The sequence below is a fragment of the Fusibacter sp. 3D3 genome (assembly GCF_001748365.1).
Taxonomy (GTDB): domain Bacteria; phylum Bacillota; class Clostridia; order Peptostreptococcales; family Acidaminobacteraceae; genus Fusibacter_A.
In genome coordinates this window covers 151,401-177,621 of sequence record NZ_BDHH01000005.1, presented here as the reverse complement: position 1 = coordinate 177,621, position 26,221 = coordinate 151,401, and the positions used below count along the sequence as shown (strand labels likewise).

The 26,221-nt window shown below is 36.4% G+C and carries 27 protein-coding genes; 11 read left to right on the top strand and 16 right to left on the bottom strand.

Translation table 11 applies throughout. The annotated features are described in order from the left end of the window. Positions 1 to 69: 69 nt before the first annotated feature. Positions 70 to 600 (bottom strand): 2'-5' RNA ligase family protein, encoded by a 531-nt coding sequence (locus tag F3D3_RS08055; RefSeq protein WP_069872832.1) that lies wholly within the window; start codon positions 598 to 600, stop codon positions 70 to 72. A gap of 132 nt (positions 601 to 732) precedes the next feature. On the opposite strand from F3D3_RS08055, the gene F3D3_RS08050 reads away from it, so the two are divergent. The 3 genes from F3D3_RS08050 to F3D3_RS08040 all read left to right on the top strand — a co-directional run bounded on the left by F3D3_RS08050 (position 733) and on the right by F3D3_RS08040 (position 4,998). Continuing rightward, positions 733 to 1,119: a response regulator gene (locus tag F3D3_RS08050; RefSeq protein ID WP_069872830.1), complete on the top strand. Its 387-nt coding sequence runs from the start codon at positions 733 to 735 to the stop codon at positions 1,117 to 1,119. Between the two features lie 21 nt (positions 1,120 to 1,140). Further along, positions 1,141 to 3,531, top strand: a complete 2,391-nt coding sequence (locus tag F3D3_RS08045; protein ID WP_069872829.1) for a methyl-accepting chemotaxis protein — start codon at positions 1,141 to 1,143, stop codon at positions 3,529 to 3,531. A gap of 276 nt (positions 3,532 to 3,807) precedes the next feature. Then, positions 3,808 to 4,998: a hypothetical protein gene (locus tag F3D3_RS08040; protein WP_069872827.1), complete on the top strand. Its 1,191-nt coding sequence runs from the start codon at positions 3,808 to 3,810 to the stop codon at positions 4,996 to 4,998. A 24-nt stretch (positions 4,999 to 5,022) separates the two neighbouring features. On the opposite strand, the gene F3D3_RS08035 is transcribed toward F3D3_RS08040, so the two are convergent. Then, positions 5,023 to 5,913 carry a mechanosensitive ion channel family protein gene (locus F3D3_RS08035; protein ID WP_069872825.1) on the bottom strand — a complete coding sequence of 297 codons (891 nt, stop codon included), beginning with the start codon at positions 5,911 to 5,913 and terminating at the stop codon, positions 5,023 to 5,025. Positions 5,914 to 6,041: 128 nt separating this feature from the next. Between F3D3_RS08035 and F3D3_RS08030 the strand changes: the two genes are divergently transcribed. After that, on the top strand, positions 6,042 to 6,338 hold the full coding sequence (locus tag F3D3_RS08030) for a hypothetical protein (RefSeq protein ID WP_069872823.1): 297 nt from the start codon (positions 6,042 to 6,044) through the stop codon (positions 6,336 to 6,338). 98 nt (positions 6,339 to 6,436) lie between these two features. Here the strand turns inward: F3D3_RS08030 and F3D3_RS08025 are convergent, their stop codons facing one another. Continuing rightward, positions 6,437 to 7,321, bottom strand: a complete 885-nt coding sequence (locus tag F3D3_RS08025) for a YitT family protein (RefSeq protein WP_069872821.1) — start codon at positions 7,319 to 7,321, stop codon at positions 6,437 to 6,439. Between the two features lie 444 nt (positions 7,322 to 7,765). On the opposite strand from F3D3_RS08025, the gene F3D3_RS08020 reads away from it, so the two are divergent. Then, complete coding sequence (locus tag F3D3_RS08020; RefSeq protein ID WP_069872819.1) at positions 7,766 to 8,650, top strand: LCP family protein; 885 nt, start codon at positions 7,766 to 7,768, stop codon at positions 8,648 to 8,650. Between the two features lie 11 nt (positions 8,651 to 8,661). Here F3D3_RS08020 and F3D3_RS24075 read toward each other — a convergent pair whose 3' ends face one another. Both F3D3_RS24075 and F3D3_RS08010 read right to left on the bottom strand, forming a co-directional pair. Next, on the bottom strand, positions 8,662 to 8,919 hold the full coding sequence (locus F3D3_RS24075; RefSeq protein WP_069872818.1) for a hypothetical protein: 258 nt from the start codon (positions 8,917 to 8,919) through the stop codon (positions 8,662 to 8,664). A gap of 173 nt (positions 8,920 to 9,092) precedes the next feature. Continuing rightward, positions 9,093 to 9,551 (bottom strand): DUF6557 family protein, encoded by a 459-nt coding sequence (locus tag F3D3_RS08010; RefSeq protein WP_069872816.1) that lies wholly within the window; start codon positions 9,549 to 9,551, stop codon positions 9,093 to 9,095. Between the two features lie 145 nt (positions 9,552 to 9,696). Between F3D3_RS08010 and proC the strand changes: the two genes are divergently transcribed. Further along, positions 9,697 to 10,509, top strand: a complete 813-nt coding sequence (gene proC / locus F3D3_RS08005) for a pyrroline-5-carboxylate reductase (protein WP_069872814.1) — start codon at positions 9,697 to 9,699, stop codon at positions 10,507 to 10,509. A 10-nt stretch (positions 10,510 to 10,519) separates the two neighbouring features. After that, on the top strand, positions 10,520 to 11,476 hold the full coding sequence (locus F3D3_RS08000) for a DegV family protein (protein ID WP_069872812.1): 957 nt from the start codon (positions 10,520 to 10,522) through the stop codon (positions 11,474 to 11,476). Positions 11,477 to 11,561: 85 nt separating this feature from the next. Here the strand turns inward: F3D3_RS08000 and F3D3_RS07995 are convergent, their stop codons facing one another. Next, positions 11,562 to 12,023, bottom strand: coding sequence for a MarR family winged helix-turn-helix transcriptional regulator (locus tag F3D3_RS07995; RefSeq protein ID WP_242877107.1), 462 nt, complete (start codon positions 12,021 to 12,023; stop codon positions 11,562 to 11,564). Positions 12,024 to 12,190: 167 nt separating this feature from the next. On the opposite strand from F3D3_RS07995, the gene F3D3_RS07990 reads away from it, so the two are divergent. Continuing rightward, positions 12,191 to 13,186, top strand: a complete 996-nt coding sequence (locus F3D3_RS07990) for a YhdH/YhfP family quinone oxidoreductase (RefSeq protein ID WP_069872809.1) — start codon at positions 12,191 to 12,193, stop codon at positions 13,184 to 13,186. A gap of 54 nt (positions 13,187 to 13,240) precedes the next feature. Here F3D3_RS07990 and F3D3_RS07985 read toward each other — a convergent pair whose 3' ends face one another. Both F3D3_RS07985 and F3D3_RS07980 read right to left on the bottom strand, forming a co-directional pair. Then, positions 13,241 to 13,951 (bottom strand): YkgJ family cysteine cluster protein, encoded by a 711-nt coding sequence (locus tag F3D3_RS07985; RefSeq protein ID WP_069872807.1) that lies wholly within the window; start codon positions 13,949 to 13,951, stop codon positions 13,241 to 13,243. Between the two features lie 16 nt (positions 13,952 to 13,967). Further along, positions 13,968 to 14,828, bottom strand: a complete 861-nt coding sequence (locus tag F3D3_RS07980; protein ID WP_069872805.1) for a phosphatase PAP2 family protein — start codon at positions 14,826 to 14,828, stop codon at positions 13,968 to 13,970. A gap of 207 nt (positions 14,829 to 15,035) precedes the next feature. Here F3D3_RS07980 and F3D3_RS07975 point away from each other — a divergent pair, with 207 nt between their 5' ends. Continuing rightward, positions 15,036 to 15,263, top strand: a complete 228-nt coding sequence (locus F3D3_RS07975) for a hypothetical protein (protein ID WP_069872803.1) — start codon at positions 15,036 to 15,038, stop codon at positions 15,261 to 15,263. A gap of 314 nt (positions 15,264 to 15,577) precedes the next feature. On the opposite strand, the gene F3D3_RS07970 is transcribed toward F3D3_RS07975, so the two are convergent. Beyond that, the gene (locus tag F3D3_RS07970) at positions 15,578 to 16,072 is read right to left on the bottom strand and encodes a MarR family winged helix-turn-helix transcriptional regulator (RefSeq protein ID WP_069872801.1); all 495 of its coding nucleotides are present in this window, start codon (positions 16,070 to 16,072) and stop codon (positions 15,578 to 15,580) included. A gap of 260 nt (positions 16,073 to 16,332) precedes the next feature. Between F3D3_RS07970 and F3D3_RS07965 the strand changes: the two genes are divergently transcribed. Beyond that, positions 16,333 to 16,737: a hypothetical protein gene (locus tag F3D3_RS07965; RefSeq protein WP_069872800.1), complete on the top strand. Its 405-nt coding sequence runs from the start codon at positions 16,333 to 16,335 to the stop codon at positions 16,735 to 16,737. A 170-nt stretch (positions 16,738 to 16,907) separates the two neighbouring features. Here F3D3_RS07965 and F3D3_RS07960 read toward each other — a convergent pair whose 3' ends face one another. From F3D3_RS07960 to F3D3_RS07950, 4 genes are all read right to left on the bottom strand, one after another. Then, a complete protein-coding gene (locus F3D3_RS07960; protein ID WP_069872798.1) occupies positions 16,908 to 17,369 on the bottom strand; it encodes a GNAT family N-acetyltransferase in 462 nt (153 codons plus the stop codon). Between the two features lie 239 nt (positions 17,370 to 17,608). Further along, positions 17,609 to 17,812, bottom strand: coding sequence for a hypothetical protein (locus F3D3_RS24615; protein WP_242877106.1), 204 nt, complete (start codon positions 17,810 to 17,812; stop codon positions 17,609 to 17,611). Then, on the bottom strand, positions 17,773 to 18,177 hold the full coding sequence (locus F3D3_RS24610) for a hypothetical protein (protein ID WP_069872796.1): 405 nt from the start codon (positions 18,175 to 18,177) through the stop codon (positions 17,773 to 17,775). Before F3D3_RS24610 ends, F3D3_RS24615 begins: the two co-directional genes overlap by 40 nt. Positions 18,178 to 18,320: 143 nt before the next feature. Continuing rightward, on the bottom strand, positions 18,321 to 19,379 hold the full coding sequence (locus F3D3_RS07950; protein WP_069872795.1) for a hypothetical protein: 1,059 nt from the start codon (positions 19,377 to 19,379) through the stop codon (positions 18,321 to 18,323). Between the two features lie 373 nt (positions 19,380 to 19,752). Between F3D3_RS07950 and F3D3_RS07945 the strand changes: the two genes are divergently transcribed. After that, positions 19,753 to 21,705, top strand: a complete 1,953-nt coding sequence (locus tag F3D3_RS07945; protein WP_069872793.1) for a 5'-nucleotidase C-terminal domain-containing protein — start codon at positions 19,753 to 19,755, stop codon at positions 21,703 to 21,705. 187 nt (positions 21,706 to 21,892) lie between these two features. Here the strand turns inward: F3D3_RS07945 and F3D3_RS07940 are convergent, their stop codons facing one another. From F3D3_RS07940 to F3D3_RS07930, 3 genes are read right to left on the bottom strand one after another with little or no spacing between them, the layout of a single operon-like run. Then, a complete protein-coding gene (locus F3D3_RS07940) occupies positions 21,893 to 23,416 on the bottom strand; it encodes an HD family phosphohydrolase (RefSeq protein WP_175438322.1) in 1,524 nt (507 codons plus the stop codon). Between the two features lie 4 nt (positions 23,417 to 23,420). After that, positions 23,421 to 24,281 (bottom strand): MBL fold metallo-hydrolase, encoded by an 861-nt coding sequence (locus F3D3_RS07935; RefSeq protein WP_069872792.1) that lies wholly within the window; start codon positions 24,279 to 24,281, stop codon positions 23,421 to 23,423. Further along, positions 24,256 to 26,070 carry a CHASE2 domain-containing protein gene (locus F3D3_RS07930; RefSeq protein WP_069872790.1) on the bottom strand — a complete coding sequence of 605 codons (1,815 nt, stop codon included), beginning with the start codon at positions 26,068 to 26,070 and terminating at the stop codon, positions 24,256 to 24,258. Before F3D3_RS07930 ends, F3D3_RS07935 begins: the two co-directional genes overlap by 26 nt. Between the last annotated feature and the right edge of the window lie 151 nt (positions 26,071 to 26,221).

Here is a 26,221-nt window from a genome sequence, read left to right as displayed (position 1 = left end):
TATCTGTGAATTTATAATACCACATCCCATTATTTTTGTAAATACCTATTGAAAATTATTCTCATTTATTTACGGATGAAAATGATATTGCTTTTCAACAAGCCATATATGCTCCTCTTCCGACCACTTCATCAAAGTTAAATTATCGATATAACTGTCAAATTTCTCATGCACGTTTTCAAGATAACGCGTAATCACATCAAATTTTTTACTAATTCTTCTGCTGGCAAGCGTACAGTGAAAGACATGAGGTGTCACCAACTCTTCTTTGCTTGCGAAAAGCGTTTGTGCTTTTTCAATATACTGTATTAAAGTCTTCTCTGCTTCAAGTGCCATGTCAATTTCAAGATAAATGACATTATCTCTAAAAGAACCAATGCCTCCTACCACTACAGGTATTCTCTTATGCGTTTTAGCATAAAGCTCTGTGTATTTAATCAATGCTGTAACATCTTCACACTCAAATGGGGGCACCAACGTCATATGGGCACTTATTTTTTGGGGTTGGATGGAAAACTTCTCATTTAAATCTGCAACCATTTCACTATGATATTCTTTTATCGGATTGTTAAAGAGATTGACGACTAAATATTTGCTCATTTAAGCCTCCTGTTATTTTTTTATATTATATCATAATGCGTGTAATTTGAATAAAATTTCATGGCAAGGGTATATAGTTCCAAAGTAGAAAATATTTTATAAATACAATCAATATCAAATGAGGTGCACACTATGAATATCTTAATTGTTGAAGACAATAAATATCAACTCGAAAATTTAAAAAAAATGGTGATGGAAGGCTTAGGAGATCATGCAGGCAATATCTATTGTGCTTCTGATATATCTACTGCGAAACGCGTTTTTGAAGAAGATCATATTGATTTTTTTATGCTTGATATTTCTCTCGGATATGAAAACGGTTTGGAACTCGCTGATATGATCCACAATACAAAATCATATGAAGAAGCTTGTATTGCTGTAATTTCAGCTCATAAGAAATATGAAAGCAAAGCAACTGACGTATCTAAATGTCATGTTTTTATTGAAAAACCTTATCGGAAAGAAGAAATCATAGAACTTGTGAACCGCGCATTAATACACCATTTAGAAAAAATATAGAGCATAAAGGAGAGGATTGGATTGAAGCAATTTAAAATCCGCTATAAGCTACTGCTACTGGTTTTCGCTGTTGTCTTTATCTTTGCATTATTAATCGCAACTTACTTAATACCGACATCAATACATACCATTGATGAACGGACTGAAGATAAACTTAAAAGTTTAGTGGATATTCCCTACAGCATCATTGAAGCAAATTACAACTTATATATCGAAGGTTCTATTTCAGAACAGGATGCTCAAAAACAGGCTATGGATACTATCCGCAACATTCGTTTCTCTGAGGACGATTATTTTTGGATTAACGATTATGAGGCCAACATGCTCATGCATCCCGTCAGTCTCGCTTTAGAAGGTCAAGATTTAAGTCAACTGGAAGATACCAACGGTCTCCGATTTGTCAGTCAATTTGTAGAGATCGTAACCCACTCTGATGAGGGGGTTTTGGAATACTGGTGGAACAAACCCGGTAAAGAAGAACCTCAACCCAAACTTGCTTATGTAAAAGGTTTTGAAAAATGGCATTGGATTGTGGGGACAGGAATCTATGTAGACGATATCCAAGCTGTTAAAACAGCTTTTCTATTTAAAGTCATCTTGATTTCAACTTTAATTATTCTATTGGCTTTGATATTAACGCTTTATTTTTCTAATAAAATAGCGATCTCCATCGTTAAATTAACGCGATATGCTCAAGCAGTTTCCCAAGGGAACTGGGATAACATGATCGAAAAAAACAGTAACGATGAACTTGGTGAGCTCACTGATGCCTTTAATTTGATCATTTCGACCATTCAAAATGCTCTAAAACAAATCAATATCACAAACGAAAAAATATTAAAGGGACATTTGGATTCGCAAATTGACTCAAGCTCCGCTAGTGGCAATTGGAAACAGCTTTTAGAAAGTTTTAATACTTTGACGAGTACGCTTGAAGGGCATATTAGAAATGTTCCAGCTGTTTTAATGACTATCGATACCCAGTTTAATGTCCTTTATATGAACAATTCTGCACTCACTTTACTTGGAACAGATCTTGATGCCGTTCGGAAATCACATTGCTATGATCTTTTTAAAACAGATGACTGTCAAACTCATAACTGTGCTTGCTCCCGTTCGATTCAGCTTCAAACAAATGTCGTGTCGGAAACAATCGCAAGAGCAAATGGCACTATAATGGACATAAAATATGAAGGCATTCCTATTTTTGATCATCAGAACAAAGTGGTTGGTGCATTTGAAATGATTATCGATCAAACAGCCGTCAAAACTTCTGAAAGACTTCAAACCGAGCAAATTAGAATTGAGGCAGAACGTTCTAAAATTCAAGAAGAAAGTGCAATATATCAAAAAAATGAAGTCACTAAACTGATTACTCAATTAAAGCAAGTCTCCGAAGGACACCTTGAAGTCAACCCTAATATTGAAGTGCCCTCAGACAATACTCAAGAGATCTATAATGATTTCAATGAAATTTATGCGCATTTAAATTTCACTGTGGACAGTATTAAATCTTATATCGTGGAGATGTCCACGATACTCAGTCAGATGTCACAAAAAAATATGAAAGTTGCTATTGATCGAGAATATTTAGGCGATTTTAATGAAATCAAGGCCTCAATCAATCATATTATCCGTGTGTTTAATGAAGTCCTTACAGAAATCAGCAGTTCAGCCAAAGAGGTCTCTGTCGGGTCAGAACATGTGGCGCAGTCATCACAAGATATTTCACATGGTGCTTATGAACAATCTCAGTCCATTGATGAAATTACCACTTCCATGAATAAAATCGCAAGACAAACTTCTATTTCTGCTGAAAATGCTTCAAAAGCAAATACGGTTTCTATTGCCATTCAAAAAGATGCCATGCTTGGCAATAAGCAAATGGCAGAAATGCTCATCGCTATGAAAGAGATCAGTGCCGCTTCCTCAGGTATTGCAAAGATCATTAAAGTCATCGATGAAATCGCTTTTCAAACCAACTTGCTTGCTCTAAATGCAGCTGTTGAAGCCGCCAGAGCAGGTGAGCATGGAAAGGGATTTGCCATCGTCGCCGATGAAGTGCGCAATCTTTCTGGAAGAACTTCCACTGCAGCGAAAGAAACAGAGGCTCTCATTGAAAACAGTCTCGCCAAAGTTAAAACAGGCTCTGATATTGCAAAATCCACTGCAAGTGCACTTGGTAACATTGTTTCTGGTATATCAAATGCAGCTGATATTATTTCTGATATTGCAGCCTTAACCAATGAACAGGCAACCCATATCACCCAGATTAACACCGAGTTGAGCCAAATCGCTTCAGTAACACAGCGGAATTCAGCAACCAGCGAGGAAGGGGCCGCTGCAAGTGAGGAAATGGCTTCACAAGCAGAGGTTTTGCTTGACATGGTCAATCAATTTGCACTTAAATGATTAAAATGAGCTGTTGCAAATCTAAAAATTTTAGATGCGCAATGGCTCTTTTTTTATTATAACCCTTGAGGAGATGTCCCCCACTTCTCTAAGTGGGGGTTCATATGCCTAATTCAGAAACGCCCACTAAATGTGCAAGTGTTTCGAAGGTAGCGAAGCGGACTGAGTATACGCTTTGATATTACGAGATCATTAGCGTGTCAAAAGTTGATCTAACAATAGATTGTTTAATCTCTCGTTTTCTTTTATAATAAACGTAGGTTGGGAGGTGAAGGTGTGGAGACCATTATAGATCAATTAAAGCAGTGGCTTATTTTGTCGTTATCTGATCTACTCAAGATCAAAAAATACATCGCACAAAAATACATAAAGTCTACTCAAAAGGAACGTGCTGAAATTCTCTCAAACACAGTCCACCAAGTTCTTGATAAACATTTAAGTGGCGTCGATCAAGCACATAAAAATGCACTCAAATACTCTATTTTGTCTAGCACCATAGGTCAAAAAAAATACGATATTTCTAAATATGATATTTTTAAATCTATTTTTGAACTCGACTTACCCCCTTCTGACCAGATCACACTTGCTTCTGATTGGATTGATCAAAGCACAGACCTCAATTTAGATGCAAGTGATATTTTAGAGTTTGTGATCGCCTACTCTGAGGCAAATGATCAGCATTATATACCTGAGAGACTCACCGATACCTATCGTGAATTGCCCTCTAAAACCGCTCTTAAAAATCTGAAAAAGCATCCTATTCTTGATTTTATGCAACATTTTTTCTTCAATCCAGAATTTGTTATTACGCTTTTTATTTTGTCCATCATTGCAATTACGCTGGGCTCTGCAATTGTGCTCTCAGAACCTGAGCCACAAGAAATCAATCGCACGCTTCAAATCGTACGCACTTTAAACCCAAGAAGCAATTCATTCGCTTCGCAACATTTGTTTTTAATGAAAACCGTCAGTGTTAGACATGGGGTCGATCGCTCTGACGTTTTGATTGAATATGAACAGCTCAAGACGGATAAGCCTCCATACAGTTATGAAGCCTTTAACTTTATGACGTTAAAGAGCTACCTCCTAAATATTAGGCAAAGCTATCTAGGAGAGTCTCCTTATTTAAACGAAGTGATTCATATTTCAAAATTAAATGATATTGACCCCCTTTTGCTCATTTCTATAATTGGGCAAGAGCAAAATTTTATCCCCAATACCCATTTGGATAAAGATCAGATTATCAACAATCCCTATAATGTTTTTTACAGTTGGAAAGTATACAATACAACACTTTCCGATAGCACACAAATTGCAATCAACACCATTAAAAACAGTTTTGAACGCAAAAATATAAAAGATATGGATGATATCGAGTGGCTCAATCAAACCTATGCGGAAGATCAAAATTGGCACAAAGGAGTCAAAGAGATCTATACCTTCTTAAATGATCTCTGTAGACAGTGACCTATTATTTCTTTTTTTGAATTTTTAACGGTTTTCATGACTTGCCCCTTCTATCTTAGAGTCAAGTGTCATTCGCATTGTTGGATAGGCTAATGAAATGTTTTCGGATTCATTTATGATACTTAGAATATCTTCCCATATCTCTTCTTTGGTGCTACGTCTTTGTTGAGGCGCACAGAGATACCGAATGGTCAACTGTACACCACTCTCTTTTACGTCCGTATAGACGATGGGTGTCAAGTTTTTGTAAAGAATCATGTATTTTTTGGATGCCAATTTAACTTTCTTCTCAACTTCTTCACTTAGATGTGACGTATGCTTTTCCGCAATTTCTAAAAATACTTTTTTTGCAACTTGCCAGTCACTTTCAAAGGTGAGTAGAATACTGATTTCATTCCAGATATATTCAAACCCAATTGTATAATTTGCCAAATGGTCTGTGAATACTTTGTAATTCGGAACGTGAATGATTCTGCCAGTACTTTGGTCTTCTTGAATCCAATTTCCAATTTCCATCATGGAAAACTGAAATAATCTCTGATCGATGACATCACCCTTGACGCCAGCGATCTCAATTCGATCCCCCACCGTAAAAGGTCTTTTTACGGTTATAAAGATCCAAGCGGCCATATTGACGACTAAGTCTTTAAGTGCAACTGCAAGGCCAGCTGAAATCAAACCAAAGTAAGTTGAAAAACTCTGCCCAAACTTTAGCCATATGGCGCCAATCATGATCGTCGAAAGCGCGAATATGACATAATTGATAATGCGTCTCACCCTATAGAAACTCGTACTGTCTATAATTCTTTGATGCAGAATTTTAAGCAATACCTTTTTTATCAAATAGGCGATGATCATAATTGTCAATGTCATTAAAATCTCACCTGTATATTTACCATCCAATTTAAAAATCATGCGATCCCTCCTCTTGTCTCCATTTTACCATATTCGAGCCTTGTTAATATAAATACTTCTATTTTTACCGAATAATCTATTAGATTCGGGGTATCAACTTACTATTATATCTAAGGAGTGTGATGTCAATGCCTTATAGAGGTACAAATGCTAAACGACAAGTTGTTCATGCTAAAAGTAAAAACACTTTGAGAGATGGCGCTAAAGACCATTATCATTTTGAGAAAAAAGAGCTTGAACATGAACTCTCACAAAATAAAATTGCAATCCAAAAACTACTCAACGATGGCTATAGATACGAGCGCGCTGTAGAGGAAGGCCCTAAAACGATTGTTCATTTTATCAATAACGACCAGCATCGCGTTGAGGTCTGTTTTGATTATTCTGAAAATGTCACATCGTTAAAAGACTTGTACGTTAATTGATCTTCATATAATCATTGTATAATCATTAGAAAAGGACATTTCCATGAGGGTAAATGTCCTTTTGTTTTCTACGCTTCTATTGTCTATAAATCCAATCCTCAATCCGTTCCAGATAAGCTATCAAAGCCAATCCCTTCACCCCATACAGTGTTCACAGGTAAGACACTTACAAATGCCTTTGAGTCCGTTTGGGAAATCATATCCCGAATAAGAAACGATTCTCTTGGAGAACAAATGGTCACCAGTTTGATCCGACTTAAATTGGTGTATCCCCCTACAATATTATACTTGGATATGCCTCTATTTAAATGGTTTAAAATATAAGCTTCAATTTCAGATTCTTTTTCACTAATAATCTCAAGCTTAACCACCTTTGAAGAGAAACCATAAAGCACCGTTTCCACAGCTTTCATAGAGACAACTTGAGTCAATAAGGCATAGAGTGCAATTCTTGTATCAAATACAAATGCCGCAAATATGAGAACACTCACATCAAGGGCTGCAATAATAATGGAAATTGACATAAATCTAAAAAGTTTTTTGTTTATAATTTTAGCAATGGTATCTGTGCCACCAGATGAAAATCCGCCTTTAAGAATTAAACCCGTTGCAGATCCAGCCATAAGGCCATAATATACAGATGCTAAAAAAAGATCGTTCTGAATAAAGTTAAAAGAAAATCGACTAAACAATATCAGCACGATAGGAAACGACAATGAAAACACGACAATTTTTCGCGCTTCTTTCTTCCCTAAAGTCAAGTAGGTCGCTACCAGTACAAGGAGCGACATGACGTAGTAAATATACATATATGAAATGCCGAGAAGGCGCTCCATCACCAATGAAAAGCCCGTAATACCACCTGTTATAATACCGTTTGGTTTTAGTATAGATGTAATTGCAATTGCCAAAATGATAGAACCTGTTACGACATACGCGATATCTTGAATCTGTTTTGCTTTTTTATTTCTTTTGAGTTCCATGTCCAGCGCCTACTTTCATGTGCCCAAAGTCTATTGCTTGAGCACTCTAATATATGCCTACGCTATTTGCGATGGCAGAAGTTTATTATAGCACATCCGTCACCGGATATTTCTTACATTTCATTTACACATAGGAAAACAAATTGTTGCTAAATGATGTCTTTTTTTCGTGACAAAAGACCATTAGATGGGCTAATCATAATGGTCTTTTGTCTGAGATTTTCATGTAGGATGTTTACCACTTAGTGGATCATCTAGATTATATCAATATAACACTTGCCGAACATCAGATACATGCTAATTTTATGTTAAATCTTTGTTTTTTGTCTCCGAAAATGAATCATACAATCCTGTAATATCTGTTGACAAAGTTTTCAAAAGCTTTATACTAGCTATGAATGACATAATTGTCATATCTCGATATGAAGACAAGAAGGTTTAACCATGAAAAAAGGCATAAAAATTATTATCCTATTACTGATTATGATCAGTGCACTCTTTGTTGGATTTGGTGCATTCTACCAAGATCGAATCAATGTGCTTGTATTTGGTGTTGAAGGCACGAGAACCGATACTATGATTTTATTATCTATTGATACTGCAACGAACAATGTCAGCGCTGTCTCTATTCCACGTGATACTTATTTTCCCACAGAAGGGCATAATAAATTGGGTCAAAAAAAATTAAATGCGCGATATGGCTTCAAGGATGTGGGAGGTGCTGAAGGGTTAACCACCGCTATAGAAGAACTTATGGGGATCCAAATTGATCACTACATCAAAGTCGATTATGAGGGTGTTACTGCCATTGTAAACTTACTTGGAGATGTTGAAGTCGATGTTCCAATTCGAATGCAATACGATGACCCCTATGCCACGCCACCTCTTCATATTGACTTTGAGCCTGGACTTCAAAAAATCTCTGGCGAAAATGCTCTAGGTTACCTAAGGTTCAGAAAATCTAACGATGGCAAAGTGAGAGAAGGCGATATTCAAAGAATCGTACGTCAGCAAGCCTTTTTAAAGAGTGCTGCAAAAGAAGCGCTCACGTTTAAACTGCCTTTTATTGCATCAAAGGCACTGGACTACGTGGAAACGAATTTAACGACTAAAGATGTTTTATTATACACGTCCTCACTTATGGGCGCCTCAATGGATGATGTCCATTTCTATACATTACCCATGAAATCCACAGGTACAGGAAAAGACGGTTTAAGCTATTTTTATCATGATTCATCTGCAACTTTTGAACTCATGAAAAGGATATATGATGGTTCTCTTGCTGAACAAGAGGCTCTCGAAAGAGAATCTCAGGAGGCTGTAAATTAATACGTTTTTATTTATTCACGAATATACTCTACAATGCACTGATTTCTGCCGTTCTCTATTTCAAATTTAACTAAAGCTTTATTTTCAGCGATTGCTCTCATGCTAATACAATTCTCGCAAATTTTATTTTGTTTCCAAAAGTCAAAGCACTTATTTTGCGTCATCACATGAAATTCTTCTGGGCGAAAAGTGTATGTAATTTCATTATCAGAAGGATCAACGACTCTCACATAGTCAAAAAGAGTTTTCAAAAATTCAATTTTGTCCATTTTTTCCTCCTTATAAATTTTTAAAGCTTGTTAATACTTATACCACAATATTGATATTTAAATCTTTATATAGCTGCTCAATAGAAAATGGAGACTAAAAAAAGCGAAAACGCTTAAGCAGTCTCCACTTTTTAGATTCGATTTCACTTGACGGATGTTTTTATGTGACTTGATTAGTGAAACATATCACTTGACAACCCATTTTCAAGGCCTTCAAGTTCACTGGCAATAGTCTCTTCATCAAACCCATAAAAAGTCATTTCATACAAACAGATGGCTATGATGCTTTCATCTGTAATCTGTAGCGTTTCATCTACATTTATTGGCGCATTTACCCACTCTTCCCATTTAGCAAAACCAAGTGCAAAATGTAATTCTTGTTTCTCATCATGTCCCGAAACCACGACATAGGCTTCTTCATCAATACCTTCTTCAAAATCTTCTGATTGACTTGGATCTACGAGTCCAATCCTAATATCAAATTTATCAAAAGGGATGAGCCTTAAAGTTTCAATCAAATCATAAACTGCTTCATAAGATTCTATTTCATTATCCGTTTCTGGATAGAGAATTAAAAGTTCATTTAAAACAGCATCTTTAGTTGTGTTCATCATTAATGTTTTTAAATTCATATATGCCTTCCTTTGTATACATTAACCCACTGTTCTCATTATCATTTATTTTCAGAGGGTTTGTCAATGAAAATCACAAAAATATCACAATTCTATGGTACAATATGGTGTACAATATGGTTAATTTAAGACTCTGGAGGTTATCATGAAATATAAAATTGGATTTATTGGCGCTGGTAACATGGCTAAAGCGATTATCAAAGGATTGCTAAACGCCTCTATTGTAACTGAAAATGAAATTTTAGCCAGTGCCTCTTCACAAAGTAGCATTGATCAAATAAAGGCATCTCTCCAAATTCAAACCACCTTAGACAACACCCAAATTGCAAAAGAATGCGAATATGTTATTTTAGCAGTTAAACCCTATATGGTGGAGACCATTCTTGGCGAAATTTGTGAATCCTTTTCATCAGATCAAGTGGTCATATCCATTGCAGCAGGGGTAACACTGGATCAATTGACCAACTGGACGCACCAAAAACTGCGCATATACCGGGCAATGCCCAACACGCCTGCAAATGTAAATGCAGGTATGACTTCACTTTGCACAGATGTGTCAAAGGCGGATCCTTCATATGCCTATGTTATTTCACTTTTTGAAGCCATTGGAAAATGTGAAGTTATTAAAGAATCTCTTATTCACGCTGCTATTGCAATCCATGGGTCTTCTCCAGCATATGTGTATATGATGATTGAAGCCATGGGCGATGCTGGCGTTCTCTTGGGATTGCCAAGAGGTCAAGCCTATAAAATGGCTGCTCAAAGTATATACGGTGCCGCTCTTATGGCTCTTGAAACAGGCCTACATCCTGGTGTTCTAAAAGATCAAGTAACCTCTCCTGGGGGCACTACCATTGAAGCGGTGGCCTCACTTGAAAAAACAGGCTTTAGATCTGATTTAATAGAAGCAATGGTAACTTGTGCATCAAAATCTGTTCAAATGTCAGCAAAGAAATGAGAGGTGTCATGTGTTTAAATTAATAGCAGATTCAACATGCGATCTTTCAGAGATGATATGCAAACAGTATGATATCGGCATTGCGCCACTGAGTATTACTATAGATGGTCATACTTATAAGGATCGAATCGACATTGATTCGGATACTTTTTTTGCAAAGATTGCAGATTATAAAGCACCACCGATAACGGCTATGCCATCACCTGCACTTTTCCTTCAACTCTTTGAAGACGCTTATATACAAGGCAAAAAAGAAATTCTATGCATTTGTATGTCTCGAAAAACCAGCGGCTCCTATCAATCTGCTCTCATTGCAAAAGATTATTTTATAGATGCTCACGAGGTCATAGATTATAAGATCCACATTGTGGATTCCACCTCTATGAGTCATGGCAGTGGATGGCTTATCCTAAAATCAGCACGTTTATTGAATTCTGATAAAACCTTTGAAGAGGTCGTTGAATTTGTGGAAGCCTACAAAAGAAATGTAAAACACCTTCTATCTGTGGATGACCTCGATAATCTTGTGAGAAGTGGTCGTCTGAAACCCACCAGCGCCTTTATCGGTAAAATGTTGAAGGTAAAACCGATTATGTCCATGCGCGATGGTGAGGGTGCCATTGTCGGCAAGGAAAGAGGTCGAAAAAAAGTCCTTCAGCATTATATTGACGCCTTCAAAGAACGTGTTAATCTCGAACTCACCGACTTTGTTATCGTAGGCTATACCTCTGATAAACTCTATGCAGAAAATTTAGTGCAACTTATAAAAAGTGAAACTGCTTTCCAAGGCGAAATCTTGCTACTTCAGATGGGTGTCGCTGTGGGAACTCATGTTGGCCTTGGCGGTTTATCCTTTTATTTCCTTGAAAAACCACATATTCACGATGGTTTGTTTACTAATAATTTTAGACACTTCAAAGATCAAGTTGAAGAATCCGCTCACAAATTACTGCACAACAACAAATAGCAATATGCCATTAAAAAGGCATAGTCTGAGAAGCATCGAAATGTCTTCTTACACTATGCCTTCTTCAACCGCTGATGGATACAGATCATTCAGTATAACGTCCAAAATTGTTATTCATCTTTTTTAACAATTTAAGGAAAATTTCCTTTTCCGTATCTTCAAATCCCTCAAATGCAACAGCATTAATTTCAGCTGATATCTCCTTATAAACAGGCTCAAAAGCATGGCCTTTATCTGTTAGAACAATATAAACAACACGCCTATCCTCTTTAGAAAACTGTTTTTGAATGTATTTTCTTTCAATGAGTCTATTCACTAAAACGGTCACTGTAGATTTGTCTTTATTGACCAAGTGGCTTATTTCACTCATTTTAAGCCGTCCACCATGCTCATAAAGTGCAGTGAAAATATTTCCATAAGATGGGACCAAATCATCAATTTGATTTTCTTTCAATTTCGCTTCAATAAATTTTTGCATTTTCTTTTTTGTTTTGCTTATAAAATAAACGATGTACTTGTCATTCATAGCTTTCAATATTCCTTTCACTTCATTCGGGTCATAAAAATAATGGCTTATCTTATCGGCCCTTTTCTCTATTATACTTTATCATGAGTTTATTTTCAATTTGTTTGACATAAAACTATTTTAATGGTATATTTGAAAAAAACATTAGTTTTACATAAAACTATCATCAACTCATTCGGGAGGTCTCTATGCAATACAAAGCACTTTATATAACAGAACTTGATGGTGTGTTCACGAAAGAAATCAAGCACCTTGAATCTCAGGAACTCAAACCAGATCATGTCAGAATTAAAGTTCTTTTTTCTTCTTTAAATTATAAAGATGCCCTCTCTTCAACAGGCAACAAGGGTGTCACACGCAATTATCCACATGTTCCAGGGATTGATGCCGCTGGGATCATTGAAGAGAGCAGATCAAGTCTTTTTAATAATTCTGATGAGGTCATCGTAACCGGCTATGATCTCGGCATGAATACGGATGGCGGCTTTGGCGCATTTATTGATGTGCCTGCGCATTGGGTCGTTAAGAAACCGTCAAATCTATCCCTGAAAGATGCCATGCTCTATGGTACAGCTGGATTTACCGCTGCCCTTTCAGTTAAAAAGATTGTCGATCATGGTGTTAAACCTGAATCTGGTAAAATTTTAGTTACTGGGGCTACTGGTGGCGTTGGCAGTATTGCCATGGGATTATTAAGTCACTTGGGTTATCAAGTTGTGGCTGTAACGGGAAAAGAACAGCTCAAAGATCAACTTATTCAAAACGGCGCCTGTGAAGTCCTTCATAGAGATGCCTTAACACAGCTCGGTGCGAAGATGCTTGCTAAACCGATGTGGATTGCAGCTGTTGATACTGTTGGCGGCGATTTTCTTGCATCCGCTGTGAAATCTACCGATTATGCGGGTTGTGTCACCTGTTGTGGCAATGTGGCATCACCCGATTTAATGCTCAATGTGTACCCTTTTATTTTAAGAGGTGTCACACTTTATGGGATTGATTCCGTTCAGTGTGACATGACCCTACGAACTAAAATTTGGGATCTTTTATCAGAAGAATGGGCCATTACAGAAAAATTCAAATTTGTCGAGACCATCACATTATCCGAAATTGAAAGTAGAATAGAGATGATGCTAGAGGGCAAACACTCGGGTCGAACTATTTTAGAACATCATCACGAAAAATAACAATTAAAAGGCGCTATTGCAAATCTAAAACTTCAGATGAGCAATAACGCCTTTTTATTTGTTCATAGGGATACTTCTTAAAATATCGAGTCTAATATCTTGTAATAATTTAGAGGTGACCACTTCATATGTTTCATTCAGTAAAATGGCCTCTATAAAAAAACCAACTAGATGTTGGTTCATCATCATTTCTTCCATGACACCGCTAAAATAAAGTTTCCCCTCTAAATTGATCAGTGAATCATAAAGTGCATTGACATCACCTTCGTCAAGTAAGCGCCCTCTTTGGTAATTTTCACAATACTCAATTGTTCGATTGATAACCTTTAAAGGTACTTTCAGCTTTAAATCCATTAAGATCGCCCTAGCGACACGCTTATTTTGTTTTCTGACAAGATCCAAATTCTTATTAAAAGCATGTCGAGATCGATTGCCAAATATACGGCAAGGCAAAGGTCTCGCCTGATAAATGCTACACAGGTTTTCATCACTTAAAAAAGGACATTTTTTAGGCATAATCCATTCGCTAAAATAGTATTTTATCAGGTTCATTTTTATATTTTCAGGTATTACAATTTCACCATTTTCTTTTTCATAATATTGATGTAGAATATTCAACGCCTCAACCATTGATATATTTACTGACTCATGACAGCATTTTGTACACCCTTGACATTGGCCAGAAGGTACAGCCTCATAAATTTTGTTTAAGCTATCAAATATATTATTTTCAACACAGTATTTTATACGATTATCCGTTCTCATGGCATTTTCTCTTTTCTTAAAAAATTCGATGGTTTGATAAGCGCAGTGCCACAAATAAAGCTGGTGCGCCTGCTGTAGCCCATAATAAAGTTGCAAAATATCGGATAAAACTCATGCTTGGTGCCTCTGGAAGAATCATTTTCAGCCCCACAAATACAATCAAAAGGCCTGTCATGCCAATGATGTATTTTATGATTTGTCGATCTAAAGGGCCTCTTGCATCAAAATTCACAAAGTTCTCTTCTACCCAATAACCTATGATATACCCAAGCAAAATGGCCACACCCTTATAGTAGCTCTCTGTTTTAAAAGCAAATAAAGAGGCGCTCGCGATTGCTAAAATAATAAAATAGGGCAAAAAATCACTGTAACGATATGCACGCTCATGTATCCATTCAGAACTTTTTACAATGACCATAGCAACAATAACCGCTGCAATGACATCTTTTGGCCAGTGTACCCCTAAATATAATCTAGAAATTGCAACTGCAACAACCAAAAACAAACCTAAAATAGTCATCATTTTATCTTTATAAATGCGCATCATTGAAAAAACAAATGTCGCAAGGGTTTGTGTATGGCCACTTGGAAACGATGCCCCTATGGCCGTATGGATACGCAAACTTCTTATCCCCTCAACACCAATGGGTCTTGCCGCATTAAAGATTTCTTTCAACATCCCATTTATGGCGACTGAAAGTGTAACCGCTATTAATAGGCGTCTAGAATTCACTTTATCTATACACCAATAAATCAGACTTAATAAAACAATATAAGTATACGATTCACCCAATACGGTTATAGCTTCAAATAGATGATCCAAAAATGGTGAACTAAACGTTTGTATCCAGATTATTAACTTAATTTCAAACGGCATATGATTCTCCTTCTTCGCTTACTATCCCTATTGTAACAAATGCAGTAGGACATAACAACCAAGTTTGCCTTTAAATAAAGCCCCTCGAGGGTTTTAAGCTTTCTTAATATATGTGATAATACTGACTTTTCGTGGTATATTATTTAGAACCCAACATTCATAACAAAAACAATCTTTGTACTTATATAGAATTAAGGAGGGTATCTTATGAAAATAATTCGAAAATATATAGAAGACACATCACGGTTTAAAAAGATTTCAGATGCACTCTTTGTGTTAGCTTTATCCATAAGTTCATATACACTTTGGACGACTTATACGACCAAGGTATCAAATGTATGTCCAATCAATGCCAATCAAGATATGTACTATCTTTCAATTGGATTGTTAATGGTTGCTTTTGTCATCACTTTTTTTGAAAAAAAGACGAAATAATTAGAGTGTCAACAGTCAAAAGTTTCGCACGAATCCTTACCCTATGATGCGCTTACGAAAAGTACGCGATACGGCATCGGTAGAGGATTCGTGCGAAAATGGTTTTTGACACTCCGACCATAAAGATTCAAAAACCGCAATTTCGAATTCGTCTGATCTATAAATACTTCAACTTCTAGCGCATTACATCAAAGCGTATACTCAGTCCGCTGCGCTACCTTCGTAACACTTGCACAATCCTATCAGATTGCATTCAGTGGGCGTTTCTGAATTAGGAATATGAACCCCCACTTAGAGAAGTGGGAAACATCTCCTCAAGGGTTAAAATCATTCATAATCCCAAATTGAAGCTTTCTCAATAAATGATTTAAAGAATCGATTTCATCATTTGTCAGTGATTTCATCATTTTTTCACTAAATTCTTTATGTAAAAATTTAACTTCATCGAAAAGAGATTCCCCCTTAGGTGTTAATGTCGCTTTAATAGAACGCTTATCTTCATGACTTCTTTTCTTTGAAACCAAACCTTCATTCTCCATGCGCTCAATCAAAGTCGTCATGTTCGCTTTAGTAACAAGCATTTGTTCTCCAATTTCAGAAAGCGCCATGCCCTCCTTTTTATTACTCAAAAGTAATAGAACAAAAAACTTAGGTTCTGAAATATTGTACGCCTCAAATAACTTGGTATAAACGACTCTCATGATCCCCTCTGTTTTGAGGATATTAATGATCATTTGACCCGATGACAATTCAACAAATGAGTACGCATCCACATATTTCTTTAAATTTTCCACATCAACTTTTATCAAGATTTATGCCTCCAAGTATTTTTTTGTCCCCAATTTATCGGTTGCACTCTATAAACGGGTCCACCTTGCTAAGAGCATTATAACCAAAAAAAGGGAGCTATACAAGGTTTAATAATGATATGTCTCCTTAAAAAGTATTCTCTTGCTCTAAATTAACTTTCATTTTAAGTGTTTATTTGTTCAAATTATAGGTGTGATTCTTGTCAAATCATGCTAAAATTAAATATGAACCTAAAATACAGAACTTACAGGGGGCTTATATGATTAAATTGATTATTGGACAACCAGGTATAGGTAAAACAAAAGAAATGATTGATCATGCAAATGCAGCTGTTAAGACTTCAAAGGGCAATATTGTTTTTATTGGTGAGTCAGATGAAAGCATTCTTGAAATTCATCACAGTATCAGATATATCAACATTTCAGAATTTCCTATTAATTCATCTGATGAATTCGTCGCATTTTTACACGGTTTAATGAGCACCAATTACGATATTGAAAGTATGTATTTAGATGGTATTTTAAATATTTATATTCTGACACCAGAAGAAATATGTGATTGGCTGGAAAAAATTAAACTCATTGCAGACCGTTTCAATCTTCACTTTGAGATCAGTTTGAGTATTACAGGACATATTCCCGATTGTTTTTCGCCTTATCTGTAAATTTGAAAGTGAGTTAGAGTGGTCAAAAGTAAAACAACCCTCTTACAAAAGTGTACAAGCTATAAAAAGTATTTTATTTACAGTAAAACGAGCCAATGAAATTAATTCATGGCTCGTTTTTTATTAGAGAACGCATTCGTTTTCGTCCAGCAAAGCGCAGGCATTTTACTCTAACGTTGTAAGTCACACTCGTAAATTCTAGAGCTTTCGCCCCAAGGGTGATAGCCCTCTGCAAGATAATTAAATCCGTATTTTTCATAAAATCCAACATGATGTGTACATAAATATAGATTTGAAAAACCCGCTTCATTTGCGTCTTCTTTGGCTTTATCGAGCAGAAGTTTTCCATAGGCATTTCCTCTGTATTCTTTTTCAATATATACAGCACAAACCCAAGGATACAAATCCATTCGACTGATAAAATCGTTTGTTATAAGTCCAGCACAACCCACTATTTTATCTTGATCTCCTAGCAATAAATACCATTGTGGCAATGGTCTTTGCGCTAAAATACTGTTGGAAATACAATCTTCATAAATCTTCATGGTGGCTTCATTTGCCCATCTCTTTTGAAAATATTGAATTGCAATATCTTTATAAGATGGATTTTCTCTTATAGATATGATTTTCATATGACATTTTCCTCCTAGATTAGAATACAGGGTTAGAGTTTCAAAAACCAAAAGTTGAGCAACCGTCTACCCTATGATGCGTTTACGGAAAGTACGCGACACAGCTTACGGGTGATGGTTCCTGCGAAACTGTTCTTTGACACTCTAACTATAATTGATAATGTCTACCTATCATTATATCACTAACCTTGTCTGTTATGCCACCTTCTCCATCAATTCTTCAAATCAAAAACCATACCTCAGATTGTCTTACTTCTTTGATAGGGCACTGGCCACTGAATATCCTCGTGAAGGTCCTGGGATGCCTTTAATGCCCAATATGGATTTCTTAATAATTCTTGCCCTAGAAAAAACAAATCAATTCTATCGTTTTGGAGCATTTCTTCAGTCATAAGTGCATTCGTCAGTAATCCACCACCAATGACAGGCAGTTGAGTCTCCAATCGAATTGTCTCAATTCATTGATCAAATAGCCATGGGCCCCATGTAACTCAATAACATCAAATCCAGCTTTTAAAGCTCTCTCAGCACCTTTTTTAAAGGCCTCTATAACGGTGTCAATTGCCTTTTGATTCATCTCACTAGGACGCTGATAGGCTTCACTGAACGCGATTGAACTTGGTGCAATGCTATCTTCTGTTGGCACTTCACATTTTCGACCTGCATGTGCTAACTGAATTCCAATTAGGGCACCCTGAATTTTACATTCATCCACTATATTTTTTAACCGTTTAACATGGGCATCATCCCAGATTCCTAAATCTCTATCTGAAATTCTACCTCTCTTTTCAACTGCTGTGGCCTCCATTAATATAAGTCCTACGCCCCCAATAGCACGTGTCGTATAATGAATATAATGCCAAACATTTTAGAACCCCTCAGAATCACTTGTGGTCAAAAAATGAAGGTGCCCTATTCGTAGGAACACCTTCATTTTGCTTTTTAATTTGATTAATATGCCATTTTTAATTTCTGATTTAAATCATCAGAGATCGTTTGAGACATTGGGTACAACAATTCTGTCTTCTCTGCTGAACCAAATACGTCTTCTCTTTTATCTTCAATAATTTTTAAAATTCTAGAGGCCGCTTCTGTTGTAATCGGATATTGATCATCCTCTATGATAGACTGATAAAAATGCACAAGCTCTTGTGTTGGATAATAATCCATTCCCAACAAACCATTAGATAGACTTGGATTTACCGTATTCCAAATACCTACCGAAAGCTGAATGCGTATGTCTTCAAACATCTCTGGTTGATCCTTTTTAATTTGCTTTCCAAAAGTTTGTAAGTAGTCTTCATAAGCATACATTCTCGCTTTTAAGGTCTCTAAATCCACCGCTAAATATTCCTCTGTGGTTAAAGGCTGTTTGAGGTCTTCTGACATAAGGGATAAATAGCCTCTATATTGTTCTGACAAATGCCCTTCATACACAGATAACAATTCGGAATAATCCAGTTGTGGATAGAAAGAACCCTCACCACTGTCTAATGCATAACCCGATTCTAAAGTTTTTTGGACTAAAGCTTTGTAGGATTCTGTTTGCAATTTATCGACCAGTTTTAATTTATCACTGCCATAAACGATATAACTTGCTTGATCCGAAAGCGCAGCTATGAGCTCCGCATGTATGCCGGCCATGTCATCGCTATAATATAAATCGATTTCGTCAGTAAGATGTTCCCTTAAATAAGCTTGATGCATTACAAAGAGGGCATCAATTTCGGTTTGATCAAAATCATTTATATAATTGGTGAGCACTGTTTTATACTCCACCATTCTACCTTCTTTTAATAAAGACATAAGCGCTTCTTTTTCGGTTTCTTTATCAATCGGACTCGCCTCAACTTTTTCTGGACTAATGGCTTCCGTTTCTGGATTTGTCCCCTGAACCGTTTCTTGTGGCACCGACGGATTCGTATTTTGCACCTCATCGTTTGCTTTAGGTTGACACCCTGTCATCAAAAGTGTAAATACCGTAATCCCTATAATCATTTTTCTCTTCATCGTTTATGTTAGGTCTACTTATTGACCTATCCTCCTTATCTTATGAGTTGAATCCATTTTAATGGTACTTCATCATTATAAAGCTAATATATGTATTAGATGTGTCCATAAGATTTCAATTACATTAAAATATCTTTAGAATTGCTTTGTAATTTATATACAAAGTAATCTGAATTTAAAGAAATATTACCGCTGTACCCAACCCCTTCAGCAACTTGTTGAGCGTTATGTCAACCTATTCGACGGACCCCTTGTAAAGTTCTTATAAAATAATGATTAAATTTACTGAATTTTTCTTTAAATTTGATATAATGATTCTATCCATAATATGGACTTTTTTGGGGCTACTATTAAACAATATGGGAGGCAAAACATGAAAAGAAAACTGTCGATTTTATTGACACTGATCTTAGTACTTGCTACAGTGCCATTTGCAGCTTTTGGAGCAAATGAGGAAGTCATCAACATTTCAATCTTAGGTACTAGTGATTTACACGGTCGTATTTATCCTTATGAGTATGCGACAGATTCAAACGACTCAGACGCAGGTCTCGCTAAAATTGCAACTGTGGTTAAAACACTTAAAGCAGAAAATCCAAATTCTATTCTATTTGACTGTGGCGATACAGTTCAGGATAATAGCGCGGAATTATTCAACGATCTACCGGTCCATCCAATGATACAAGCAATGAATATGATTGGCTACGATGCTTGGGTTCTTGGCAATCACGAATTCAATTTTAGCATGGATTTCTTAAACAAAAACATAGCGGGCTTTGAGGGTAAAGTTTTAGCCGCTAATATTTATAAAAAAGAGACTAACGAGCGCTTTGTTGCACCTTATGAAATTTTTGATATTCAAGGGGTTAAAGTGGCAGTGGTTGGCATGATGCCTCCAAATGTCCCTATTTGGGAAGCAAGCACACCAGAACATTTTGCAGGTTTAGAATTTACAAATGTTTTGGACGAAACCGGTAAAGCACTTAAAGAGCTTGAAGGTAAATACGATGTCCTTGTTGGCGCTTATCACATTGGACCTGAAGGCGAACACGGCTATGATGGTATAGAACTCGTTGCAGAAAAATACCCTCAATTTAGTGTCATCTTTGGGGGTCATGCCCACAGCAAATATACAAACGAAATTAATGGTGTCAAATTAATTGAACCGGGTAGCTATGGCTGGGCCGTTTCAAAGGCAGATATTTCACTTACAAAAGAAAACGGCAAATGGAGCGTCAAAACAGTTGAAGTTGAAAATGTCGAAACCGCTAAAGCAGATGCTGATCCTGAAATTTTAACTGCTTTCAAATTTGTTGATGAGCGTTCACTCGAAGAAGCAAACAAAGTCGTGGGACAAATATCCGCTGATTTTATCAAGAATCCTGACTATTATACGGGTAAGAGTGAGGTAACAACACTTCCAACAGCTCAAATTATGGATACATCCGTTATTGATTTAATCAATGAAGTTCAAATGTACTATTCAAAAGCTGATATTAGTAGTGCTGCACTCTTTAATTTTGGTTCTAATCTCAAACAAGGCGTATTTAAGAAGAAAGATGTTGCATTTATCTACAAATATGACAATACCTTAATGGGCGTTAATATTACAGGTGAAAATTTACTCAAATATATGGAGTGGTCAGCAAACTACTTTAACACCTATAAGGAAGGCGATTTAACCATCAGTTTTAATCCTGATGTCAGAGGCTATAATTATGATATGTTTAGCGGTATCACATATGAGATTGATCTTTCTAATCCATCGGGTTCAAGAATCGTCAATGCTAAAATTAACGGTGCCTCTGTGGATTTAAACAAGGTCTACAAACTTGCTGTAAACAATTATCGTTTTGGTACTTTAATCAGTTTAGACCTTGTAAAAATGGAAGATAAATATTATGACTCCTACGAAGCAATGCAAGATAAAGGTCGCGTAAGAGATCTCATCATCGCTTACACACAAGATGTAAAAAATGGAAAACTTGATCCAGCAATTGATAACAACTGGAAAATCATCGGCACAGATATCGCAAATTCCCCTTATCTTGGACTCGTAAATGAAATGATTAAAAACGGCACGCTCACTTTACCTGCTTCCGAAGACGGAAGAACACTAAATGTCAAAGCCATTAATGTGCAAGATTTAATCAATAGTGGCCTCATTAGCGTTAAAGGCAGTGTCTATAAAGTACAGTCTGGTGATGTCCTTTGGAAAATCGCAAAAAAATATCACACCACTTGGCAAGCACTTCAAGAACTCAATCAACTTAAAAATCCAAATTTAATCATGCCAGGTCAAATGTTAAATGTACCTGCAAATTAATTAAAGTTAAAGTGTCCAATACAATTAAACTGTTCTAAGAATTTAGAGTATTATAAAAAAAAGGTTGAGATTGCAATTGCAATTTCAACCTTTTTTATAGGCCACAAAGTTTTAATTCACTCTCAAATTATACGAACACGCTTAGCCGTCTGTAAAGGCACTTCAAAATCCCAACGAAGAATTTGCCTCAATTTTTAAAATGCCAAGCCTCACTGTGTTCAAAAATATAAAGCAAATCACCATCAATCTTGCCTTCTTCTACCATTTTGCCAAGTATAAAGAATGCTTTATCCGCCGGCATCCCCTTCTTATAAGGCCTATCTGTAGCTGTTAAAGCATCATAGATATCAATAATCGTTAAAATTCTGACTTCCATAGGGATTTCAGCCTCTTTTAAACCTCTAGAATACCCAGTACCATCGAGCATCTCATGATGATTAATCGCCCAATAAGGGACCTCATTGAGGTCTTTTGGAAATTTAATTTTGGAAAGCATTTTTTCTGTGGTAACCACATGATTCTCCATAATCTCGCGTTCCCCATCTGTTAAAGTCCCCTTTTGAATCATTAAAAATTCAAATTCTCTCTGATTTAAAAGGCTTTCTTCAACCGCTTCAAATCGATACTCATAAATCTTAACGATTTCACTTTGCATCTTTGCATCCATAAAGGTACTCGGCTCATTTGCTTTTATGATCAGGGCTGTGGCTTCTTCAATAAATTCTTTCTCCAATACCCAAAGTGCTTTAGCCGATTGCTTCTCCGTTTCTGTCCGTTCACAATTTGCCAAGGTTTTATAATAGCGCTGATCCACCAGTGCTTTAATTAATTTTATCCTATTTTCTACAAATTCGATGTCTGTAGATAAACGTGTTGGCTTATTCATAACGCTTTCAGGTACTGTTATCTTTCCAATATCATGAAGCCAAGCTGCCATAACAAGCGTTCGAATATGTGCTTCATCAAATATAAAATCACCATAGGGGCCTTCTTTATAATCATTGACCGCTCTTGCAAACCGCTCCGTAAAAATAGCGACATTTCTAGAATGATTTGCATTGTATGGCGTTCTTTCATCAATTGCAGTTACCAATACCGCAACAAAAGAATCAAACAGAGTCCGTATTTCATCCACATATTGCATATTTTCCAGTGCTATGCCTGCTTGTGAAGAAAGCGTCATGACGATTTCTTCTATGTCATGACTAAAGGGGACCAGTTCATTATTTTCCACAGCATTTATGAGTTGAACAACACCGATAACATCATCATCACGATTGATTAAGGGCACGACGAGCATGGACTTTGTAATATAACCAACCGACTTATCAAACTCTTTCGGTCCAGTAAAATCAAACAGTTCCGTGTGATACACATCCGGAATATTTACTGGTTTTTTATGAATAGCTGTATAAGGCGCAATATGGGTTTCTACCAGTTCAAGGGGTTTGAAATTAATAGGTTCTCCCCCACCACCCAAAAAAATTTTCAAAGTCTCATTTTGCATAATTTTATGATACAATTTGCCATCATCAATAATATAGAGCGTGCCGCCATCTGCTTTTGCAATTTTACGCGTTTCATTTAATATCAGCTCTAGTAATTTGTTATAATCCTTTTCTGCAGTGAGTGCTTTTCCAACTTTGATTAATTTCTCATAATTTTCTTTGAGTATAAGCGCATTTGGCATTATATCCGTCTTTAAATTCATCTCTTTAACTCCTACAGGCTCTAAAAATAAGGGATTCATCTTCTTTCGCTAAAAATACAGTTGGATGCTTTGCTTTGATGTCCTTTTCTAGAGCATCATTTTGGAGATCCTCACGATAAGGCAGATAATGTGTAATATACGTTTTTTTTACTCCAGCATCCTCTGACAAGAGTATACACTCTTCCATTGTGCTATGGCCCCAACCGATTTTATTGCTGCCCACAGCGCCATAATACTCTTCATTGGTAAGTGCAGCATCCATGACCAATACATCAACATCTTTAACAAATTTCAAGAGTTTTTCTCGCTCTGATTCATATGATGAAAATGCCTTGCTCAATTCTATATCTGTTAAAAGCACAATAGATATACCGTTATAAGTTATTTTATAGCCTAGTGCTCCTCCTGGATGCATGAGCAATATAGTCTCTACTTTAATGTTCTTAATGTAAAAGGTTCCGTATTCAGGAATTTCTTCGATATCTAATTTATCTTGTACTTTTGACCACATAATCGGACAAAAGGGAGGATTGAACAATAATCTCAAGACTTCCTTTAATGAATAATGTTCAGGTTTCATCCCTTTTACATGTACTTTATCATTTTTGGCATAGAGTGTAGAAAAAAAAGGTAGACCCAAAACATGATCCCAATGATAATGTGTAAAGAGGATGTGGATATCAAAGTCATTAAAGGGTTTTTCAACTTTTGTAATGCCACTTCCCGCATCCAAAAAAATAATCTGATCTTCAATGATAATTTGAATACAACTTGTATTACCGCCATATTTTACACTTTGAGTATTGGAAAGATTATACGAACCTCTCACCCCCAAAAATTTAACTTCCATTTGCTTGTCTGTCATCGCCTACAATTCCCTCCACTTGATAGATTTGAATCAGAGTTTCCTTGCCCTTGACTTTAATACCGCCTAAAGGCGTTGCAAGAATCTGATCTTTCACATGTTCGTAAGTGCTCTCGCTAATCAAGATTTGACCTGCCTTCGCATTGGCTTCTAGCCTCGCTGATGTGTTCACTGTATCTCCAATTGCAGTGTAATCCATACGCTTTTTGGAGCCAATATTGCCCACAACTGCATACCCTGTATTAACGCCAATACCAAAGTCTACAATCTTGTCATATTTCTCAAACAGCTCTTGCTTTAATTTTTGAGCGCCCATTTTCATGTCCCAAGCTGTTTTTACTGCACAGAGCGCATGCGCTTCAAGTTCAAGAGGTGCATTGTAAATCGCCATCGTCGCATCGCCTATAAATTTGTCTAAAGTGCCTGCATTTTTAAAGATCGACTGTTCACAGAGTTCTAAGTAGCTGTTCAAAATTTCTACAATTTGTTCGGGTTCTGCTTTCTCCGAAAGTGGTGTAAAACCTCTAATATCAACGAACAGCACAGAAATATAGCGTCTCTCACCACCTAGATTTATATTGTCCGAATCCTCTAAGATCTTATCGACAACTTGTGGAGCCACATATCGACCGAAGATATTTCTGATCTTTTTCTTTTCATAAAGTTGCTCTAGATAATGATAAGCCAGTGCTGAAACATACATAATCATCATCGCTAAAATCGGATAAAACACCTTCAAGATATAGCCCATTTGATACACTTGATGACATAATATCAAGTAGACAATTATGATGGCCGCATTTGAAATTAACCCCTTAGCAGGCGATAATTTATTAGATAAAAAATAGGCTAAAATCCCCATGAAAACGATCATTAGCACATTAAAAAAGCTTGGAACGGGTTTTTTAAAACTATCTTCTAGTAAATTTTGAAGGATATTCGCATGTATTTCGATTCCAAACATGGGTTGCTCTTTCACAACAGGTGTCACATATTCATCTTGAAGGCCATTGGCATAAGGTCCAATTAAAACAATTTTATCTTCAAAATAACTCGCAGGAAAACCCTCACTGTAAACTAAAAAATATGGAATACTGTCATATTTTCTTGGAATCCCTTTATAATCAATATAGAGATCCTCAGTGTCATGATTGTATTTTTGGAGTACACTTTCTAAGTTTTCTTTCGTCTGGTCATCCATACCGGCATTTTGAGCATACAGTTTTAAGAGCGCATATGCAAAATTTGGCTCTTCCTCATAGGACTCCGTTTCGAGAACAAAACGTTTTGCAAACATGTTAATTTTTCTAACGACACGGTCTGCATCAAGAAAGGTATTGATGTGACCTTGCGTCGACACATCAAGAAGCTCATCAAACTGACTGATGACAATGTCACTCCCTTGTTTATACCCTTTAATTTTGGGCGTATACACAATCTGCTTTGCCAATACCACATTGCCTGCTTCTTTTATCGCACGTGCAAGTTCAAAGTCAGACGCTTCATTTGAATAGGAATCAAACATAAGGTCCACCCCGATTGCAGCTGGATTGCCTTGTGATATAAAATCAATTAAATCTGCGTGCATTGAGCGATCAAAAGGCCATTGCCCTAGGGCGTTTATTGTGGCATCGTCTATTGCTATGATGACAATATTATCATTGGTCTCTTGCGGCTTTTGATAAAAAGCGTCATAGATACTATTTTCATAGTTATCAAAAAAATGAACGCCATAACTCAGTAAAACCACTGAAATTATACTAGTGATTAATATAAGCTTCCGTCTCATACTGCCTCCAAGTTTTTATTACGTTTTTGATACATTCATTATAGCATCTATACCCAATAATGTGTTCATTTCTACAGAAAACAAATTCGCGATCCAAAAAAAAGAGTTCTACTCAACCCTTATCCTCAAGGTTAAATAGAACTGCTTTTAA

Bases quoted from the DNA above. Each gene is read 5' to 3' on its own strand.
- F3D3_RS08055 (WP_069872832.1), bottom strand. From the start codon at position 600: ATGAGCAAATATTTAGTCGTCAATCTCTTTAACAATCCGATAAAAGAA.
- F3D3_RS08050 (WP_069872830.1), top strand. From the start codon at position 733: ATGAATATCTTAATTGTTGAAGACAATAAATATCAACTCGAAAATTTA.
- F3D3_RS08035 (WP_069872825.1), bottom strand. From the start codon at position 5,913: ATGATTTTTAAATTGGATGGTAAATATACAGGTGAGATTTTAATGACA.
- F3D3_RS08030 (WP_069872823.1), top strand. From the start codon at position 6,042: ATGCCTTATAGAGGTACAAATGCTAAACGACAAGTTGTTCATGCTAAA.
- F3D3_RS08025 (WP_069872821.1), bottom strand. From the start codon at position 7,321: ATGGAACTCAAAAGAAATAAAAAAGCAAAACAGATTCAAGATATCGCG.
- F3D3_RS08020 (WP_069872819.1), top strand. From the start codon at position 7,766: ATGAAAAAAGGCATAAAAATTATTATCCTATTACTGATTATGATCAGT.
- F3D3_RS24075 (WP_069872818.1), bottom strand. From the start codon at position 8,919: ATGGACAAAATTGAATTTTTGAAAACTCTTTTTGACTATGTGAGAGTC.
- F3D3_RS08010 (WP_069872816.1), bottom strand. From the start codon at position 9,551: ATGAATTTAAAAACATTAATGATGAACACAACTAAAGATGCTGTTTTA.
- proC (WP_069872814.1), top strand. From the start codon at position 9,697: ATGAAATATAAAATTGGATTTATTGGCGCTGGTAACATGGCTAAAGCG.
- F3D3_RS07990 (WP_069872809.1), top strand. From the start codon at position 12,191: ATGCAATACAAAGCACTTTATATAACAGAACTTGATGGTGTGTTCACG.
- F3D3_RS07985 (WP_069872807.1), bottom strand. From the start codon at position 13,951: ATGAGAACGGATAATCGTATAAAATACTGTGTTGAAAATAATATATTT.
- F3D3_RS07980 (WP_069872805.1), bottom strand. From the start codon at position 14,828: ATGCCGTTTGAAATTAAGTTAATAATCTGGATACAAACGTTTAGTTCA.
- F3D3_RS07975 (WP_069872803.1), top strand. From the start codon at position 15,036: ATGAAAATAATTCGAAAATATATAGAAGACACATCACGGTTTAAAAAG.
- F3D3_RS07965 (WP_069872800.1), top strand. From the start codon at position 16,333: ATGATTAAATTGATTATTGGACAACCAGGTATAGGTAAAACAAAAGAA.
- F3D3_RS07960 (WP_069872798.1), bottom strand. From the start codon at position 17,369: ATGAAAATCATATCTATAAGAGAAAATCCATCTTATAAAGATATTGCA.
- F3D3_RS24610 (WP_069872796.1), bottom strand. From the start codon at position 18,177: ATGGAGGCCACAGCAGTTGAAAAGAGAGGTAGAATTTCAGATAGAGAT.
- F3D3_RS07950 (WP_069872795.1), bottom strand. From the start codon at position 19,379: ATGAAGAGAAAAATGATTATAGGGATTACGGTATTTACACTTTTGATG.
- F3D3_RS07945 (WP_069872793.1), top strand. From the start codon at position 19,753: ATGAAAAGAAAACTGTCGATTTTATTGACACTGATCTTAGTACTTGCT.
- F3D3_RS07940 (WP_175438322.1), bottom strand. From the start codon at position 23,416: ATGAATTTAAAGACGGATATAATGCCAAATGCGCTTATACTCAAAGAA.
- F3D3_RS07935 (WP_069872792.1), bottom strand. From the start codon at position 24,281: ATGACAGACAAGCAAATGGAAGTTAAATTTTTGGGGGTGAGAGGTTCG.
- F3D3_RS07930 (WP_069872790.1), bottom strand. From the start codon at position 26,070: ATGAGACGGAAGCTTATATTAATCACTAGTATAATTTCAGTGGTTTTA.